This is a genomic window from Sphingobacterium sp. JUb56 (assembly GCF_014191365.1).
Taxonomy (GTDB): domain Bacteria; phylum Bacteroidota; class Bacteroidia; order Sphingobacteriales; family Sphingobacteriaceae; genus Sphingobacterium; species Sphingobacterium anhuiense.
Genome location: NZ_JACHWL010000001.1, coordinates 1502179 through 1520864, shown reverse-complemented (window position 1 = coordinate 1520864; position 18686 = coordinate 1502179). Strand labels below are relative to the sequence as shown.

Genomic DNA, 18686 nt, shown 5'->3' with positions numbered 1-18686 from the left:
AAAGAATATGAAAAATATATTGATTATTATGACTGTACTGTCATTACTGTTTTCTGCTTGTGGTAAAGATAATTATGACCAACCTACTTCGACAATAAGTGGGCAGGTTAGCTATAAAGGAAAGCCGATTGGGGTCAGAGGGACAGGTGAGGTTGTTAAATTACAGCTTTACCAAGAAGGATTTGAACTCAATGCTCCAGTTCAGGTTTACGTAGGCCAAGACGGAAGTTTCAAGTCTAAAATTTTTGATGGCAAGTATAAACTAATCGCCACTAATAATAATGGCCCTTGGTTAAACAGTACCGATACCGTTCGATTTGAATTGAAAGGGAGCACGACTGTCAATTATGAAGTGACTCCTTATTACACCATTGAGAATGTAAAGTTATCCTTAGATGCCAACCAAAAGCTAACAAGCAGTTTTACAATCAACAAGGTTTTTGACAATGCAAGTGTCAATTATTATATGTTGCTGGTTAGCCGTACGGCCTTTGTCGATGATGCTACAAATATTTTCCGAAAGGATTATCAAGATGGTAAAATGGAGATCAGTTTATCAGAAGATCTCAGCCAGTTAAAAGAAGTGAGTGGAAGCGGACCTCTTTTTGCCAGAGTAGGTGTTCGGGCAAATGCTGGAGATCAAGCTGTCTATTCAGAAATAATAAAAATTAAATAGTTGATGCAGTGATATTGTGTTAAAGACCTCATGATTCATGAGGTCTTTTTTTTAAAATTCTTCAGGTTAACTATCCTTATTCACTTTCCATCCATTTGATTTCTGCTGTATTTCCCACATTTTTCTGTAAATACCATCCTGTTCCACTAATGCTTCATGTGTTCCTTTTTCTGCAATACCGCCATTATTCAATACAATGATCTGGTCTGCATTTTTAATGGTAGCCAATTTATGTGCAATTACAATTACGGTTTTAGCTTTTACAAGTTCCTGTATGGCATGCTGGATATAAATTTCATTTTCAGGATCGAGACTTGCTGTGGCTTCATCCAGCAGTATAATCGGTGCATTTTTCAATAATGCACGGGCGATGCTGATGCGCTGTTTTTGACCTCCTGAAAGTTTACTGCCACCTTCACCCACCATGGTATCCATCCCTTTCGGAAATTCCCATACGAAATCCAGTATCTGTGCTTTATCGGCCGCATCAATGATTTCTTCTAGGGTTGCGTCTGGTTTACCAATTTTGATGTTGTTATAAACAGTGTCGTCAAAGAGATATACATCTTGAAATACTTCGCTGATGAGTGTATAATACTGATCTTGATGAATATCGCGAATGTCCATGCCGCCGATTTTAATGCCGCCGGTATTTACATCCCAAAAACGGGCAATGAGCGAGGCAATTGTTGATTTTCCAGAACCAGAATGGCCTACCAAAGCGAGCATTGATTTTTCAGGAACAGTAAAACTCAGATTCTGAACGGTTAACTTATTTTGATAACCAAAACTAACATTGTCGAATATGACATCATATCGATTGGGGACAGCTTCTTTTCCCGTTTCCATGGTAGGTGTTTCCATAATAGTAACAATACGGTTGAGACTTTCATTCATGTATCGAAGCACCAGATAATCGACCATGACCACTTTAAGTGGGTTGTATAAATTATAGCCCATAATGAGGAACGTAATTAATACGGGAATGGTGATGGTATTGTTGGATAAATAGTATAATCCTAAGGCGACCATCAAAATAAAACCGATCTCGAAAACAATGCCTGCTGTGACAACAAACGGACCGGGAATAGCCTCCATACGGATACTTTTTTTTCTCAGATCTTCAAATGAATTTTCCAATCCCTTATGCTTCTCACCGGTTAATCCATAAGACTTTAAATGTCGTATGCCCTGTACATATTCTAAAAATTTTGCTCCAACAGTATTCCGGGCCGCTATTTGTTTTTTCCCTAATTTGCTGACGAAATAATTGGCCAAATATAAAAAGGGATAAATGAGTGGCAATGCTGCTAAAAGACAAAGAGCCAATCTCCAATCATAGATAAATAGGAAAATAGAAAGCACCGTGGTTCCAAAAATAGCAGAAGCCAGATTTCCAACGCTATGCCCAAAAATACCTTCAAAATTTGATACATCCTGCAGTAAAATGGATGCAATTTCCCCTGGATCACGTTGTTTGAAGAAACCAAGGGAAAATTTCTGGATGCGATTTCCTAAGGCAATACGAAGTTTTGTGGACAGGTCATAGACCCATAAGTTGGATCTGACCATAGACTGCGATGCAATAAAAAATTGCACGACCAGCATGACAGCCATAAGACCTACTACCGTCCATATTTTATGTACATCGGGTTGTGGAGAAAACAATTCCCATATGATGACCAGTAAAATTGCTGATGGAGCGGCAATGAACAGGCTATGGAGTATTTCCCAAAGTATGATTTTACGCGTATCTTTTCTGTTAAAAGCGGTAACGTATTTTAGGTTCTTTATCATGTTTACTGATTTCTATTGTATGCTGTAATAAATTGAATGAATGATTTCCCTTATCATGTGAACGATGAGGTGGAATTTTATGAGGCGAAATTCCCCATGTGCACTAGATCACAAATTCCTTTGCTCTGGTATGGGCATTCCACATGCGTCCATATAAGGCACTGTTTTCCAGTAATTCATCATGTTTTCCATTATCGATTAATTCACCATGGTCAAAAACTAATATTTGGTCCGCATCTGTAATTGTACTCAATCTGTGCGCAATGATTAATACTGTCTTATCTTTGATCAACTGACTAAATGCTTGTTGTATTTTGATTTCGTTTTCGGGATCAGCGAATGCTGTTGCTTCATCTAAAATTAAGATAGGCGCATCTTTAAGAATAGCTCTGGCTAATTGAAAGCGCTGTTGTTCACCACCACTTAAATGTACACCGGACTGTCCGAATAAGGTGTCGTATCCGTTGGGTAAGCTCAAAATTAAATCGTGTATCTGCGCCGCTTTGGCCGCATCTTCGACCTCTTCACGGCTTTTTTTCATACCCATACAGATGTTTTCATACATAGTGTCCTGAAACATAAAGCTATCCTGAAATACGAATGAGACCAGACGCATGAGCTTTTCTGTAGGATAATCTCTGACATCAATACCGCCGATGCGTATTTCACCCTTGGTGACATCCCAAAAGCGGGCGAGCAATTGTCCGATGGTACTTTTACCTGCCCCCGAAGGGCCGACCAAAGCTGTTATTGTTTTTTCAGGTACTGTAAAATTAATATTTTGAAGTCCCCAGTTTTTGTCTTGATAAGCAAAACTTACATGTTCAAATGTAATGGAGTAGTCGATAGGGTGCTGTACAGCTGCATTTTCAAGTAAATGTTCTGTATACAGCAGTTCATCGATCTGTTCAACACCACGATTGATGATGGATATCTGTATACCCATATTATTGAGGGCAAACAAAGGCTTAATGTATCCGGTCCCTAAGATCAGGAACAAGAGAAGTGTGGCAAGAGTTACACCATTCTGAAAATAGAGATAGAGTCCGAGAGCCAATACCGGTAACATCGCATTGCTCGTGAAACTCATAAATATAGCGAAACCGGGCGTACTGCTTTTAACCCATTCGCCCACAAATTTATTGAACCGTTTTACGGTGTTGCCATACTTGTCAAATGTTTCTGCAGACTGGCCGAATATTTTCATGACAGGCATAGCTCTGACATATTCTACAATACCGGCATTCATTTCTTCTAAGGATTGATGATAATCCTGAATCAGTTTTTTATTTCTTCCACTGTACATTTTTGGCAACATGACGGCTAAAACTAAAAGTGGGACACAGCTGATTGCAGCCAGACGCCAGTCCTGAAAAAAAAGATAGACAATAGTAATGATGGGTAAGGCGATACCTTTTACAAAATCGGGTATTTGATGGGCGATAAAATTTTCAATGCGTTCAACATCATCAGAAAGTATTTTTTTTAATGTTCCTGAATTACGGTTATTGAGATAACCCATCGGTAGTTTGCCGACCTGAGCGGTGATAAATTTACGCAGTTCAAATAATATATTGTACGCTGCGATATGGGATGATACGCCTGATAGAAAAAATACAAGCATACTGATTATGGCCGCTAAAATAGCATAAATGATATAGGTATTGACTAAGCTGAAATTGATGTTTTCTTTCGTGAGTTCACGGATAATATAAAAAACAAGCACATAGGGCACTAAGCTCAGTAGGGCATGCATGACGGATAGAAATCCTGAGACAAATAATAAACCCTTTTTTCGGCCGGCTATCTCAAGCAGACGGGCGATACCGCTTTTTTTATTTTTTTCTTCTTTCATTTGATTCGTGTTATGGTAACTATTATTAAGAATAGTTCTACATAATATTACTGTTTGGGCAAATATAGTGTGTTAAGCTAATCCGGGAAGTCTGTTAAAGGGAGTAAAAAGTCCTTGAAAGGGAGAAGTTTTTCTTCCGCAATAAATCGATCTGGCTTTATTTTTCTATATTTATGTAAGCCTTTCGTACGGAATATTTATTACCTTCAGCATGTTAACTATTATCTTCCATTAGCACCGATCATGAAAATAGCACTTGCATCACCACCTTTTCCTAGTTCAATAGATCATGGCCTTCAACTGCTCGAAAAATTCGCAGGCGATGCCGCACGTGGAGGTGCGGAAATCATCTGTTTCCCTGAATCATTTATACCGGGCTATCCAGGTATGGGTTATGCTATTGAAAGCCGTACTCCTGAAGCATTAGAGATGGCTTTGGAAAAAGCAAAATTCATTGCAAAATCGCATAACATTGCGCTTGTATTGCCAATGGACGGATATATTGCCGATTGTATTTATAATTTGGCTTATGTCATATCGGGTACGGGTGAGCTTTTAGGTTATCAGACTAAAAATCAGCTTGATCCAAGCGAAGATGAACTGTGGACAGCAGGAGTGGCGCGTAAGGTTTTTGAAATAAACGGATTAAAATTTGGAATAACGATCTGTCATGAAGGTTTTCGTTACCCCGAATCTGTGCGATGGAGTGCATGCAATGGGGCTCATATCGTGTTTCATCCGCATCTAACAGGCAGTAATGAAACAGGTCAACACTATCATACATTCGGAGCGAAGGAGAATCCCTATTATGAAAAGGCCATGATGATGCGTGCCCTGGAAAATATTATTTACTTTGCCAGTGTCAATTATGCCTCCACTTATCAAGAGTCTGCTTCAGCTGTAATTGCACCGGATGGTTCCTGTGTTAAGCATCAGCAGTATGGAGAAGCGGGGGTTTTAATTGTTGATATCGATCCAGCCAAAGGTTCAGGAATGTTAGCTAAAAGATTCAAAAGCAATTTATATTTATAAAAGGTTAAGTACTGTCTTTCAATTTTATCGGTATCTGAAATGCTGATTTAATTCAAAAAAATCAACTTTGTTATAGATAGTGTAATAAATACACAATTATATTAGCAAAATTTAAATTAATTGTATACCTTTATGATAGAGTAATAAGGGAATATATATATTTTTTATCAAAGTAATCTGTTTTTCCAAACATTACCACTAACCTTTTTCATTAAAATAAAGTAAATTAAAAAAGAAAAATGAACTTAGACCTAAAGAGCATTTTTTATTCTGAAGCGGATATTCCGTCAGAATTTAATCTAGCTGAACAATTGGATCAACGTGTTTTCCTTTCAAATGGAGCGTTACTTCCTTGGGCAGGAGAGGTGAACGAAGTGTTTTCGCCTATTTGTATACAGACAAAAGACGGACTTCAGCGAAAGCGCATCGGTAGCTACCCGGTATGTACAGTTAAGGAATCGATGGAAGCATTAGATGCTGCTGTAAATGCTTTTGACAACGGACGTGGCGAATGGCCGACGATGAGTGTTGCCAACAGAATTGCCTGTGTTGAGCGTTTTACACATAAAATGTTAGAGCAAAAGGATACTGTTGTTAAATTGATTATGTGGGAAATCGGTAAGTCGTATGCAGATTCTGTAAAGGAATTTGATCGTACCGTAGAATATATCTATGCCACTATCGACGCTTTAAAGGATATTGACCGCGATTCATCCCGCTTTCAAATCGAGCAAGGAATTATTGCCCAAGTGAGAAGATCGCCACTTGGTGTGGTACTTTGCATGGGACCTTTTAATTACCCGCTGAACGAAACTTTTACAACGTTGATCCCCGCTTTGATCATGGGTAATACGTTATTATTCAAACCACCTAAGCATGGTACTCTTTTACACTATCCGTTGTTAGAGGCTTTCCGTTCTAGTTTTCCTAAAGGAGTTGTCAATACCATTTATGGTAGAGGAAATAAAATCGTACCGCAACTGATGCAATCTGGCAAGATCAATGTGCTGACTTTGATCGGATCAAGCAGAGTTGCTGATGAGTTAAAAAAGCTTCATCCTAAAGTGAACCGTCTACGTGCAATTCTAGGATTAGATGCCAAAAATGCGGCTATAGTGACCCGTGATGCTGACTTAGACCTTGCAGTCAAAGAAACAGTATTGGGTGCATTATCTTTTAACGGTCAACGATGCACTGCGATTAAAATCGTATATGTGCACCGTAGTCTAGCTCAGGAATTTTTGAAAAAACTGACTGAAGAAGTGTCACGACTGAAGTACGGTATGCCTTGGGAGAGTGGAGTAGCACTTACACCACTTCCTGAAGTGAATAAACCAGCTTATTTAACAGAGTGTATTGAAGATGCAAAACAGTTCGGAGCGAAAGTGATCAACCCGAATGGTGGTGAAGTATTGGAGTCATTTGTTTATCCGGCTATTGTTTATCCTGTCAATGAGCAGATGAAATTATACCGTGAAGAACAATTTGGTCCAGTTGTTCCAGTTGTTCCTTTTGATGATCTGGAAGAACCAATTGAATATTTAATCGGATCCTCTCACGGACAGCAGGTGAGTATATTTAGTAATAATGCGGCTGTTATTTCTTCTTTGATCGATCCTTTGGTCAATCAGGTAAGTCGTGTAAATATCAATTGCCAATGTCAACGTGGACCGGATATTTTTCCATTTACAGGAAGAAAAGATAGTGCGGAGGGAACGTTGTCTGTTGTCGATGCGCTAAGATCTTTTTCTATCCGATCATTAGTAGCTACTAAAAATACAGAGCACAACAAAGATTTGTTAAATGATATTGTGAGTGAAAATAGATCTAATTTCTTAAGCACCAAGTATATATTTTAACGATATGACAGCTATGCTCATCTCGATCGGGAGAAGCATAGCGGTGTATTATTGTCATAAATCGGGGCGTTTCCCTTGAAAATTTACGTACAGACTTGTACGAAAATAGCTTGGAATCACAACGGTAACTATCAAAAAGGCGAAAGATTATCTTTCGCCTTTTACTGTTAACTATATTTCTTTTTTACTGCTGCTACACCATCTTCTACGATCTTTCTGAGAACAGCTTCATCAATATCAGAAAGCCGTTTGACGTATATACAGGATTTGCTCATTTTATATTTCCCGAGTTGCTCAAGATCGTATTTTTGTTCATCATCACAGGTATAGAGATACAATGATATCGCAGGTTTTCTTGGAGAAAAACCGACCAAAGGCGCATCACCTTCATGGCCACTGGCATATTTGTAATGGTAGCTGCCAAAACCAATGATACTTGGTCCCCACAAAGTTGCGGGCTGTGCTGTAATCTCTTCCATAATTTCGATCAGCTTATAACTGTCGACCCTTTTCTGTTGATCAGGTATCTGTTCAATAAATTGCGTAACAGATTCATCTGTGGGCACTGTTTTGTTCTTCGCCATATTTTATAAGATAGGAGTGAGCTTATAACCTTTTGCAGTTAAGAGTTTCAATAAACCTTCATTGCCAACCAGATGTCCTGCACCGACCGCAAATAGATGTGAAGATTGCGTCATCTTAGCGGGCATTTTGTTGATCCAATTGTTGTTGCGCTTGGTCAAGAAATCAGCTTGTTCTTCTTTGGACATATAACTGCTGTCATAAATTACTGTTTCCAAATCTTTTAGATTTTCGGCCTTGTAAGCAGTGACCATCTTATTCGATACAGCTGGCATTTCATCAATTTTTTCAAGGTATTTTAGTAAATCTGATGCTTTAAACATGCTGTTTAACATGTCGATCTGAAATTTCAGTGTTTCTAAATCATCTATTTTTTTGTTTGCTGACGCCGCTAATGTCTGGATGTCCGCCTCCATGGTTTTAACATTTCTAGGGTCGGAGCAATTCATTGATTTTAAACTCAAGATAGAAACAAAGACAGCAGGGGACATCATCTCTAACATTTTAACGGATAGGCCCTGTGAAATCAGAATGCTGTCAATTTTTAATAATTCACCCTGACTTAATCCTTTCAGAAAACTCGTGTCAGGTTTCATCATTTCAGGAATAAGTGCTTTATTTTCTTCTGATGCAAGATTTACTTCGAAAGTTACAACATCGACCTGCGGTATTAGGTTTTTAATTTTATCTTTTAATATATAATCGTCCTCACACATAATGTGCATCGTACCCAATAAATAAGAGTCTTTCTTTAATCCATTTCCTGATATTTTCCACAGGACGGTATTATCTTGTGCGTGAACAGTAAAGGTGGCTACGATAAAGGCTATGATAGCCATAAGGCATATTTTTTTCATATAAATAAGTTTTTAATACACTATAAGTATGTGAAAAGCATAAAATGTTACAGCGTGATAGCAAAAAAGCTTTATAAATTAAATTATAAAGCTTTTTGAGGTATTTTTTTACGCTATCACTCTCGTTTCGACGGTTACTTGTGAAAGGAGTATTTTATGAATGGGGCAGGCGTTGGCGATCGCTTCAATGCGCCCCTTCTGCTTATCATCAAGATTGCCTTTGTAGCTAATTTTTCTGATAAATTTCGTTTCTTTTTTATCTTCTGACTGTTCAATATCAACTTCTACATCGATAGGACCAATATCCCATTCCTTTCGGTCAGTATACATTTTTAAGGTAATGGCTGTACAGGATGCCAAAGATGCCGCTAATAACTGCTGCGGATGAAATCCGAGGTCAAGACCACCTTTTTCTTCTGGTTCGTCTACAATAATGCTGTTTTTTCCTGCAGTTACTGTTGTTTTATATTTATCTATACCGATAGTAGCTTTAGCGCTATTCATGATGTTTATTTGTTTAAATAAAATTCTGGAAGTGGAATATTTCCTGTTTCATTCGGAACTTCTGGAAATCTATTGTTGATCCAGTCTTGCTTTGCTTGTTCTAATCTTTCTTTGGAGGAGCTCACAAAATTCCATAAAATATACCGTTCTTCGGGTAAAGGTTCTCCTCCGAAAATATAGATTTTTGAATTTTCACCGATTTCAAATTCACATAATTTAGCATCTTTAGCGACCAATAAATGTTTAGATTCAAATGTTGTTCCGCTATCTGTAATGGTACCATCTAAAATATAAAGACCCGATTCGCCGTATAAATCGTTGCCGATGCTGATTTTTGCCTTGTTTTTAGATTTAATTTCGATGAAGTATAGTTTGCTGTATACGGATACAGGAGATTTTTTTCCAAAGGCTTCACCCGCAATTAAGGTATAGCTGACCCCATTTTCATCTTCCCAATGCGGTAAATCTTCGGCATTAGTATGTTCAAAAGATGGTTCGCACTCTTCAAGCTCTTTTGGTAATGCTACCCAGATCTGAAGGCCATGTAACACTTTATCGGTATGTCTTAAGTATTCGGGAGTACGCTCAGAATGGGTTACGCCTTTACCCGCAGTCATCCAGTTTACAGCTCCGGGTTTTATCTCCATTTCGGTACCAAGACTATCGCGGTGCATAATTGCTCCTTCAAAGAGATAGGTTAGGGTTGATAAGCCAATATGAGGATGTGGACCGACATCGAGGTTTTCATATTCATTTAATGCCGCAGGGCCCATATGATCAATAAAAGTAAAAGGCCCAACCATTCGCTTTTGACGAAAAGGCAATAAACGACCAACCATAAAATTGCCGATATCTGCGGCCCGTTCTTCTATAATAATACCAATGTTAGACATAGCTATGTTATTTTAAAATCTTATTGTATGAAACAGTTGTCATGTATTTTAGTTTTGGTGTCAGCAAAACCATATTCAATAGGTTATCGCTAGGGATACTGATAAACACATGCCAGAGAACGCCTCGTTCTTCTGTTAAAGATAAGTACTTGTTTTATTTATATTATTGATCTAGATTAAGAAAATGACGGCAACCAGCAATTTATTTAAAATTCAGGAAGTTTATCCATGATATGCCGCCTATAAAAGAACAATGCCAGATTTTTGTATGAAGCGTGGTGGTACAGTAATCATACGTTACTTTAGGAAAAAGATAAATTTTCGACTCCACTTACAATAGTTCTGAGGTGGAGTCGAAAAGCCAATTTTTATAATGCCAAATAAACTAGAGCATGATTGTTCGGTCGATATTTATCTCCTGTAAAAAGTACTCATCATGAGATACGACCAGTATGGTACCCTGGTAAGTTTTTAAAGCGGTAGTCAATATTTCAATATTCTGTATATCTAAGTTATTAGTCGGTTCATCCATAATGATGAGATCGGGTGCTAGATTCTGAATTGTTAAGCAACATAGGCATAGCCTCATTTTTTCTCCACCGCTCAGGGTATTGCATCGCTTATCCCAGCTGTCTTTAGCAAATAAAAATCGATTTAATCTGATTTTGATCTCATGTTCCTGTAAGCTAGTATCATTAAATAACTGTACCTGATCATATATGGTCAGATCATTGTTGATCATGGAATAATCTTGATCAATATACACTGATTTATGTGCTGCACGATACACTTCACCTTGGTAATCTTGGATCTTATTGAGCAAAATCTGAATAAGAGTTGTTTTCCCAGATCCATTTTCTCCTTTTAAAGCAATACGTTCTGTACTTGAGATTTCAAAATCTAAATTTGTATTCCAAAGCGGCTTTCCATTAAAATTGCCATTCAGCTTCTTTACGGTAAAGAGTTTTTTGCCTGCGTGTAAATTGGAGTCCGTTAGACCAAACTTTATTTTGTCAATATCTGGAATTCCCTTTCTTAAGCTCTGCAACTCCTGAGATAGACCGGCACTTTTTTCATGATGCGTATCTTTTATTTTAGCGGTGCTTTTTTCAGCATTATTGCGCAAGGTATTCATCATGATTCGGGAAACGCCCTCTTTCTGCTGTTTATTCTTCCCTCTAGCATCTAATTTTTGTTGCCGCTCTATGGTCTCGCGCGCCTTGATCTTTGTTTTTCTGATTTCTTTTTCGACATGTTTGATGTCATGATGCAAGGCCTCTTGTTTCATCTTCTTTTCTTCCAGATAGAAATCATAATTACCGGCATAGTAAATCAATCCAGAAGAGGTCAATTCGTACATGGCATCGAGTTGATTGAGCAAGGAACGATCGTGACTTACGATAATCATCGTGCTGGATGAAGAACGGATGAATTGATACAGCAGCTTACGGCTCATGGTGTCTAACTGATTGCTTGGCTCATCGAGTAAAATCAGTTTGGGCTGGTGAATACTGATCCCTGCTAGAAAAACTTTCGTTTTCTGGCCACCGCTCAGGCTGTCTAGCTTTTGGTCCAAAGCGAGATCCGTTAATTTCCAGTAAGACAATGCCTCCTGGCATCGATCTTCAATGTTCCAATCATCATCGAGTACAGTTAGATTTTCTTCTGTTACAATTCCTGAAAGTATGGCATGAAGTGCACTTAACTTATGATCGATTTTTAATGCCTGCGCTACCGTTAAATGATTGTACTGACCGAATAGCTGCGGCACGTAATATAAGGTGCCATCAATACTTTTTTGGCCATGAGCGGCGGTTAATTCACCCGCAATGATCTTTAATAGTGTGGATTTTCCGACACCATTGTTTCCGATCAAAGCAACTTTTTTATTGTCCTGCAAACTTAGACTGATGTCCTGAAACAGCACATCTTTATTTTGATGTATATATGAAATGTTTTGTAAAATAAGCATAATTTCTTTTTTTAGCATGAACGATCGTGCGCATGGAGTATGCGTCACATTAATTTTTTGCAAAAAGAAATTATTTATTACATGGATATGTTGCTTTTTAGTTACTGATGCAAATCTAGATAATTTTGTGCGGATATGAAAACAAATTTTTGTGACTGTTTATTTTTTGCACGACAAAATTGACAGATTTGTAATCTCCAGTCGGATGATTTCACTTCGGGTCATCGGCTTTTCTATTTTATACTAGTGCTTACTTTACAGCTAATTAAGTATTCTTATTACTGTTTTACGGCAGGTCATATTCTTTATAAAAGGAAAAGTTTAGATATCTTATTAAATGGTACATTTCTAGGGTATAATCACGTAAGGGCACTTTATTAGGGTGAAGCTCGGTGCAAATTTCATAAAGTTTTACAAGATTTACCCATAATGTTATAAAAATCTAAGTTGCCTATTGCGCTAGCTTTGCACCAAGTATTATGAAAAAACTATTCGTCATATTCCTCTCATTCGTTTACCTGATCTTGTCCTCGGGCTTTGCTCAGTATGCGCATTTTTGTATGGGAACCGCAACGAAAGAAGTAACCTTAACGAATATCAATCATAATACCAATACGCCTTGTGCCATCTGTGCTTCTAAGGAAAAAGGACTGGAGAAGAAAAAGAAGAACTGTTGCAAAGTAGAAACGCAGATCTTTAAGACCGATAAAGCTTCAAGTAAACAAGCTGGCTTTGATTTTTCGCTAAAAATTTGGGGAGATGTTATTCCCAACCGAACATTAGGTGCTGTTTTCGATAAACTATCGATCACTAATGTCTCTAATAATCCTAATTACCTGTCCGACAGAATACTTCCCCGGACAAATCCCCTCTATATCTTCCATTGCATCTATAGAATATAGAAAGTCATGTATTGAATTTGACATTTACCATTCCCAATGAAGAGGAATCGGTACTCATTCTTTATATAACTTTTTAAACTTTCGTCTATGAATCTTAAATTCATGGCGTCAGTAGGCTTTATGCTTGCTCTTAACTCATCGGGTTTTGGACAAGTACTAAACTTATCTGATGCATTGCAACGTGCAGTTGACCAGCATGATAAAATAAAATCAAAAAGAACTCTTGTTCAGTCTGCTGAACAGAATACTATTTTTCAAAACAAACAATTTCTTCCCGATGTGACCTTGGGTGCACAGCAAAGTTATGGAACGATTAATGCACAAAACGGGCCCATGTATGCTCATGGAGGTTTAGCTTCTGCCGCAACTTCAATGCCTTTGGCTGAACAAAATTGGAATGCTGCTTTTGGGTCTCTGTATTTTGCTAACGTCAATTGGAATGTATTCACCTTTGGCAAAAAAACAAATCAAGTGGCACTTGCCCGTACAAAGGAGCAGACTGCAACTGCTGATGTCGATCAGATCATATTTGAACATCAGGTCAAAGTTGCGGCGTCCTATCTTAATCTATTGGCGAGCCAACGTATTAAATTTGTTCAGGGTAAAAATACAGAACGTGCCCAGGTGTTTTTTGATATGACCTACAGTCGGGCAACAAGTGGTTTAATTCCAGAAGTTGATGTTTCGCTTGCGAAAGCAGAGGTCTCTCATGCGAGATCGTTAGAAATCAAATCTTACGATAAAGAGCTGGCCTATTCAAAACAGCTTGCCGTTTTGTTGGACGATGATTTTCAAACGTATGAACTGGACAGTGTATTCAATACCAGTGTACCTATTATGCTATGGGATCAAATTCAAAGTAAAGTAGCGAGGCATCCTTTATTGGAATTGCAGCAACGCAAGATTGATGAAAGTGCGCAATCTGAAAAATTTATCCACAGCCATAAAATGCCCAACATCAATATTTTTGGTGTGGTGCAGGGACGTGGTTCAGGTTTTGATTGGAACTATGTCCAGGATAACACCGCATATTCATCTTCCTATTTTAAAGGTGCAGGAATTCAGCGTAGCAATTACCTTTTTGGAGGTACATTGAGTTGGAATTTGACAAATATCTTTCGGTTTGACAGTAAAATAAAGGAGCAACAGTTTCAATCCCAATCCTTAAAGCAAGATTATACTTTATTGGAGAAAGAACTGAATGCGCAAACCAATTTAGCGAAAGTACAGTTTCAAAATGCGGTCGATAATCTTGAAGAAACAAAAGTACAGCTCACCGCTTCACAGTTAGCCCATCGTCAACATACGGCATTGTATGAGAATGGTCTTACAACATTGGTTGATTTCACACAGGCATTGTACAGCCTCAATAGGGCTGAGGTCGATTATGAAATTGCCCAAAACAATGTTTGGCAGGCGATGCTGCTATTAGCATCTGCACAAGGAGATATTTCGATTTTACTTAAAGCGACTCAACACTAATTTTTCTTCGAAAATGAATTTAATCAGATTTGCACTTCGCAAACCAATTTCCATCATGGTTATGGTATTGGGCCTTTTATTCTTCGGAATAAGGGCAGCAAAAGATATACAGGTAGATATTTTACCTGAGATGAACTTACCGGTGGTTTATGTAGCTCACTCGTTTAACGGCTATACGCCACAACAGATGGAGGGTTACTTTACCAAGATGTATGTCAATATGATGCTTTTTACGAATGGAATAAAAAGTATTGAGACGAAAAATACACAGGGATTGACATTGATGAAAGTCAATTTTTATGAGGGTACTGAGATGGGAGAGGCTATTGCGCAGCTGACAGCCCTGTCCAATCGCTCGCAGGTATTCTTACCGCATGGTGCTCCGCCACCTTTTATCATTCGGTTTGATGCTTCATCACAACCGGTAGGTCAATTGGTGTTCCGCAGTGAAACCAAAACGAATAATCAGCTGCAGGATATTGCCAATTTTACAGCACGGCCTTTCTTGATTGCCATTCCGGGGTTAACAACAGCGCCACCATTTGGCGGAAGTCCACGGACAATTGAAATTAATATTGATCCCAGTAAACTCCGTGTACACCAGCTTTCGCCAGAGCAGATTGTGGAAATCATCAGTCGTCAGAACATCACATCACCTTCAGGAAACGTGTATATAGACGATATCAACTACTTGACACCGACCAACAATACCTTAAAGACGGTCGAAGAGTTTGGCGATATTCCATTATTCAAAGGACAGGTTGATAATGTATATTTAAGAGATGTTGCAACTGTTAAAGATGGTGCAGATATTACAGCTGGCTATGCCTTGATTGATGGCAAGCGTTCGGTATATATCAATGTAGCCAAATCAGGAAAAGCGTCAACTTATGATGTCGTACAGAACCTTAAAAAGGTCATTCCTAATATTCAAAAAAACCTCCCTGATGATGTGAAGATTTCTTATGAGTTTGATCAGTCAGTCTATGTGATCAATGCGGTAAAAAGTCTGATTGTAGAAGGGGTCCTGGGAGCATTGCTTACGGGTTTAATGGTGATCCTATTTTTAAGAGATATGCGTGCCGCAATTATCGTGATTTTAACAATTCCGATTTCCATTATTTCAGGTGTGCTTTTTCTTAAGTTATTTGGACAAACCATCAACATCATGAGTTTGTCGGGATTAGCGCTAGCCATCGGTATTCTGGTGGATGAAAGTACGGTCACGATCGAAAATATCCATCAGCACTTTGCAATGGGAAAAACAAAAGCAAGGGCCATCTGGGATGCCTGTATGGAGATCGCTTTCCCTAAATTATTGATCTTACTTTGTATTCTCGCCGTATTTGCACCTGCATTGGTGATGACGGGGATACCGGGATCACTGTTTATGCCACTGGCTCTTTCAATTGGATTTTCTATGATCACTTCTTACCTGATGTCTCAGACTTTTGTGCCGATCATGGCCAATTGGATGATGAAAAACAATCATGTAGCGGGTGAAGTGCATAAAGAAACAGCTTTCGATAGATTTAAAGTTCGCTACTCGAATCTGTTGGAACGATTAATGGCGAGTAAGAAGATCATTGTCTCGATCAGTTTGGTGCTGATCCTAGCCCTAGTTGCTGTTATGTATCAGTTTACAGGAAAAGATGTTCTTCCGAACGTCAATTCGAGCCAATTCCAGGTGCGGATAACTGCGCCTGAAGGAACGCGAATTGAAAAAACGGAAGAAAAGGTAAAGGCCGTATTGCATCAATTGGGTACTTTGATCGGGAAAGATAAAATTGCGATTTCCTCTGCCTACGTCGGCTTACATCCATCCTCATTTGCGGTAAGTCCCATTTATCTCTATAATGCGGGTCCACATGAAGCATTACTTCAGGTAGCGCTAAAAGATTTTAAAGGGAATTCGGATGTCCTAAAAGATGAAATAAGAGCGCATCTCAAAAAAACGATGCCAGAACTTAAGCTTTCTTTCGAACCGATCGAATTAACCGAAAAAATATTAAGTCAAGGTGCGAATACCGCTATTGAGATCCGTATTTCGGGTATGATGAAGAAGATGAATGCGATGTCTGCCAATAAATTGATGGCGAAGCTTAAAGAATTGGATTACTTACGTGATGTCAAAATACCACAATCCATGAATTACCCAGCTCTGGAAATTAATATTGACAGAAATAGAGCCGCACAGTTAGGCTTAGATGCGCAGGATATTTCGAAGTCTTTGGTCGCCAGTACTGCTTCTTCACGTTATACAAGTAAAAATATGTGGGTAGGCGGTATGATGGGGATTGCTTATGACGTGCAGGTACAAATGCCTCAAAATATTTTAAACAGCCAAGATGAACTGGCGAACATTCCATTATCTAAAAATGCGGACAGACCTGTATTAGGCGATGTCGCAACCATAACACCTGTCAAAACATTGGGCGAAAGTTATAATTTGGGAACAATGGGTTACACAACTGTAACAGCCAATGTACATCAGACTGATCTTGGCCGAGCTAAAAAAGATGTACAGGCTGCAATTGATTCTTTAGGAGAACTACCAAAAGGTGTGAATATACAAGTAGCGGGTATGGCTCCAGTTTTGGATGATACCATGAATAGCTTAGCAAGCGGATTATTGATCGCAATCGTGGTTATCTTTTTGATGCTGACAGCTAATTTTCAATCCTTCAAGGTTTCAATGACCATTTTAACCACAGTCCCTTTCGTGGTATTTGGTTCTTTGGTTTTACTGAAATTGACCGGATCAACTATCAATATGCAATCTTATATGGGGATTATTATGGCAGTAGGTGTTTCAATTGCCAACGCTGTACTATTGATCAGTAATGCGGAGACATTGCGGTTAGAAAATAAAAATGCCATGCTATCTGCTATTACAGCAACGGGACTGCGTATCCGTCCGATCATTATGACCACTTTGGCGATGACAGCCGGTATGTTGCCGATGGCAATTGGATTTGGCGAAGGTGGAGATCAAGTGTCACCCTTAGGTAGAGCGATTATCGGTGGACTGGTAGCTTCTACTTTTTCCGTACTCATCATTTTACCCTTGGTATTTGCTTGGGTATTGGGTAAAACTAAAGTTCAATCACCTTCTCTAGATCCTGAAGATGAAAACAGTGTACATTTTAACAATTAGAAAACAGAAAAAAATGAAAAACTTAATTTATATAACACTTGTATCGGCATTTATTTTCACGGGCTGCGCTGAATCTAAAAAAGAAAATAAAGAAGAGCAGAAAAAGGAAATGGGGGGTATGATGATGATGAATCCTTTCGAAACCGTTCCTGTGAAGAAAATTAATCCTTTGGTTATCCTGAAACTAGCGGGTGAATTGCAACCTGATCAGAGCACAGAATTGTTTGCTAAAGTAAACAGTTACGTTAAAAATATCCGTGTGGACATCGGTGATCGCGTTTCTGAAGGACAGATCTTGATGACGTTAGAGGCTCGTGAGATCCAGTCGCAGGTAGCAACTGCTAAAGCGAAATTTAAGGCCCAGCAAGCTGTTTATGTATCAACGCTGGCCACTTATGATCGCATGGTTAAAGCCAATCAGACTGCGGGCGCTATCGCGCGCGACGCAATGGATCAGATCACTGCCCGGAAATTATCGGATCAGGCACAATTGGTCGCCGCAGAATCAGCGTATCATGAAATCAGGAATATTGACGATTATTTAGTGATCCGCGCACCTTTCAATGGTATCATCACGGATAGAAGTGTTGATTTGGGTGCTTATGTGGGACCAATGGGTAAATCACCGTTGTTAGTGGTTCAGAATAATCAGAAATTGCGTTTGAATCTTTCCATACCAGAAGCAAATACTCCTTTTATAAAACTGGGGGATACCATTCAGTTTTATGTGAGATCGCAACCGCAACATAAATATTTTGCGAAGATAAGCCGTAAATCGGGTAGTCTTGATTTAAAATTGCGATCGGAGAAAGTTGAGGCAGATTTTATCAATACCAATAATGCTTTGAAACCTTTTATGATAGCCGAAACACAAATTCCTTTACAAAATAGTGAAGCAACTTTCTTTGTCCCAAAATCTGCCGTTGTAGACAGTAATATGGGGATGTATGTCATTGCCGTTGAAGGTGGGAAAGCAAGAAAGATTGCGGTAAGCAAAGGACGTGTGATGCCTGAGATGGTCGAAGTATTGGGCGAATTGGCAGAAGATACGGTGATCCTTAAAATGGGCAATGAAGAGATTCAAGATGGTTCAGCAATTCCAAATAAATAAAATATTT

At 38.7% G+C, this 18686-nt stretch carries 14 protein-coding genes; 7 read left to right on the top strand and 7 right to left on the bottom strand.

Annotated elements, in window-relative coordinates; genetic code table 11:
• The first annotated feature begins 7 nt into the window (after window positions 1-7).
• Window positions 8-676, top strand: coding sequence for a DUF3823 domain-containing protein (locus tag FHR29_RS06165; protein WP_183913114.1), 669 nt, complete (start codon window positions 8-10; stop codon window positions 674-676).
• Window positions 677-742: 66 nt separating this feature from the next.
• Here FHR29_RS06165 and FHR29_RS06160 read toward each other — a convergent pair whose 3' ends face one another.
• Together FHR29_RS06160 and FHR29_RS06155 are read right to left on the bottom strand one after the other, a co-directional pair.
• Window positions 743-2473, bottom strand: a complete 1731-nt coding sequence (locus tag FHR29_RS06160; protein ID WP_183913112.1) for an ABC transporter ATP-binding protein — start codon at window positions 2471-2473, stop codon at window positions 743-745.
• A gap of 103 nt (window positions 2474-2576) precedes the next feature.
• Window positions 2577-4328, bottom strand: coding sequence for an ABC transporter ATP-binding protein (locus FHR29_RS06155; protein WP_221197807.1), 1752 nt, complete (start codon window positions 4326-4328; stop codon window positions 2577-2579).
• A gap of 243 nt (window positions 4329-4571) precedes the next feature.
• On the opposite strand from FHR29_RS06155, the gene FHR29_RS06150 reads away from it, so the two are divergent.
• Complete coding sequence (locus FHR29_RS06150) at window positions 4572-5360, top strand: carbon-nitrogen hydrolase family protein (protein WP_183913110.1); 789 nt, start codon at window positions 4572-4574, stop codon at window positions 5358-5360.
• A 239-nt stretch (window positions 5361-5599) separates the two neighbouring features.
• Window positions 5600-7219: an NADP-dependent glyceraldehyde-3-phosphate dehydrogenase gene (locus FHR29_RS06145; RefSeq protein ID WP_021188556.1), complete on the top strand. Its 1620-nt coding sequence runs from the start codon at window positions 5600-5602 to the stop codon at window positions 7217-7219.
• A gap of 167 nt (window positions 7220-7386) precedes the next feature.
• On the opposite strand, the gene FHR29_RS06140 is transcribed toward FHR29_RS06145, so the two are convergent.
• The 5 genes from FHR29_RS06140 to FHR29_RS06120 all read right to left on the bottom strand — a co-directional run bounded on the left by FHR29_RS06140 (window position 7387) and on the right by FHR29_RS06120 (window position 12027).
• A complete protein-coding gene (locus FHR29_RS06140) occupies window positions 7387-7803 on the bottom strand; it encodes a DUF1801 domain-containing protein (RefSeq protein ID WP_132768111.1) in 417 nt (138 codons plus the stop codon).
• A gap of 3 nt (window positions 7804-7806) precedes the next feature.
• A complete protein-coding gene (locus FHR29_RS06135; RefSeq protein ID WP_132839907.1) occupies window positions 7807-8658 on the bottom strand; it encodes a TraB/GumN family protein in 852 nt (283 codons plus the stop codon).
• Window positions 8659-8766: 108 nt separating this feature from the next.
• A complete protein-coding gene (locus tag FHR29_RS06130) occupies window positions 8767-9162 on the bottom strand; it encodes an OsmC family protein (RefSeq protein ID WP_021188554.1) in 396 nt (131 codons plus the stop codon).
• A 5-nt stretch (window positions 9163-9167) separates the two neighbouring features.
• Window positions 9168-10055 carry a pirin family protein gene (locus tag FHR29_RS06125; RefSeq protein ID WP_021188553.1) on the bottom strand — a complete coding sequence of 296 codons (888 nt, stop codon included), beginning with the start codon at window positions 10053-10055 and terminating at the stop codon, window positions 9168-9170.
• 385 nt (window positions 10056-10440) lie between these two features.
• Window positions 10441-12027 carry an ABC-F family ATP-binding cassette domain-containing protein gene (locus FHR29_RS06120; protein ID WP_183913108.1) on the bottom strand — a complete coding sequence of 529 codons (1587 nt, stop codon included), beginning with the start codon at window positions 12025-12027 and terminating at the stop codon, window positions 10441-10443.
• Window positions 12028-12506: 479 nt separating this feature from the next.
• On the opposite strand from FHR29_RS06120, the gene FHR29_RS06115 reads away from it, so the two are divergent.
• The 4 genes from FHR29_RS06115 to FHR29_RS06100 all read left to right on the top strand — a co-directional run bounded on the left by FHR29_RS06115 (window position 12507) and on the right by FHR29_RS06100 (window position 18679).
• Complete coding sequence (locus FHR29_RS06115) at window positions 12507-12929, top strand: HYC_CC_PP family protein (RefSeq protein ID WP_132839901.1); 423 nt, start codon at window positions 12507-12509, stop codon at window positions 12927-12929.
• A gap of 87 nt (window positions 12930-13016) precedes the next feature.
• Window positions 13017-14411 carry a TolC family protein gene (locus tag FHR29_RS06110; RefSeq protein WP_183913106.1) on the top strand — a complete coding sequence of 465 codons (1395 nt, stop codon included), beginning with the start codon at window positions 13017-13019 and terminating at the stop codon, window positions 14409-14411.
• A 13-nt stretch (window positions 14412-14424) separates the two neighbouring features.
• Complete coding sequence (locus FHR29_RS06105; protein WP_183913104.1) at window positions 14425-17568, top strand: efflux RND transporter permease subunit; 3144 nt, start codon at window positions 14425-14427, stop codon at window positions 17566-17568.
• 13 nt (window positions 17569-17581) lie between these two features.
• On the top strand, window positions 17582-18679 hold the full coding sequence (locus tag FHR29_RS06100) for an efflux RND transporter periplasmic adaptor subunit (protein ID WP_183913102.1): 1098 nt from the start codon (window positions 17582-17584) through the stop codon (window positions 18677-18679).
• Window positions 18680-18686 lie beyond the last annotated feature (7 nt).

Bases quoted from the DNA above. Each gene is read 5' to 3' on its own strand.
- FHR29_RS06115 (WP_132839901.1), top strand. From the start codon at position 12,507: ATGAAAAAACTATTCGTCATATTCCTCTCATTCGTTTACCTGATCTTG.
- FHR29_RS06120 (WP_183913108.1), bottom strand. From the start codon at position 12,027: ATGCTTATTTTACAAAACATTTCATATATACATCAAAATAAAGATGTG.
- FHR29_RS06165 (WP_183913114.1), top strand. From the start codon at position 8: ATGAAAAATATATTGATTATTATGACTGTACTGTCATTACTGTTTTCT.
- FHR29_RS06145 (WP_021188556.1), top strand. From the start codon at position 5,600: ATGAACTTAGACCTAAAGAGCATTTTTTATTCTGAAGCGGATATTCCG.
- FHR29_RS06100 (WP_183913102.1), top strand. From the start codon at position 17,582: ATGAAAAACTTAATTTATATAACACTTGTATCGGCATTTATTTTCACG.
- FHR29_RS06155 (WP_221197807.1), bottom strand. From the start codon at position 4,328: ATGAAAGAAGAAAAAAATAAAAAAAGCGGTATCGCCCGTCTGCTTGAG.
- FHR29_RS06150 (WP_183913110.1), top strand. From the start codon at position 4,572: ATGAAAATAGCACTTGCATCACCACCTTTTCCTAGTTCAATAGATCAT.
- FHR29_RS06135 (WP_132839907.1), bottom strand. From the start codon at position 8,658: ATGAAAAAAATATGCCTTATGGCTATCATAGCCTTTATCGTAGCCACC.
- FHR29_RS06110 (WP_183913106.1), top strand. From the start codon at position 13,017: ATGAATCTTAAATTCATGGCGTCAGTAGGCTTTATGCTTGCTCTTAAC.
- FHR29_RS06105 (WP_183913104.1), top strand. From the start codon at position 14,425: ATGAATTTAATCAGATTTGCACTTCGCAAACCAATTTCCATCATGGTT.
- FHR29_RS06130 (WP_021188554.1), bottom strand. From the start codon at position 9,162: ATGAATAGCGCTAAAGCTACTATCGGTATAGATAAATATAAAACAACA.
- FHR29_RS06140 (WP_132768111.1), bottom strand. From the start codon at position 7,803: ATGGCGAAGAACAAAACAGTGCCCACAGATGAATCTGTTACGCAATTT.
- FHR29_RS06160 (WP_183913112.1), bottom strand. From the start codon at position 2,473: ATGATAAAGAACCTAAAATACGTTACCGCTTTTAACAGAAAAGATACG.
- FHR29_RS06125 (WP_021188553.1), bottom strand. From the start codon at position 10,055: ATGTCTAACATTGGTATTATTATAGAAGAACGGGCCGCAGATATCGGC.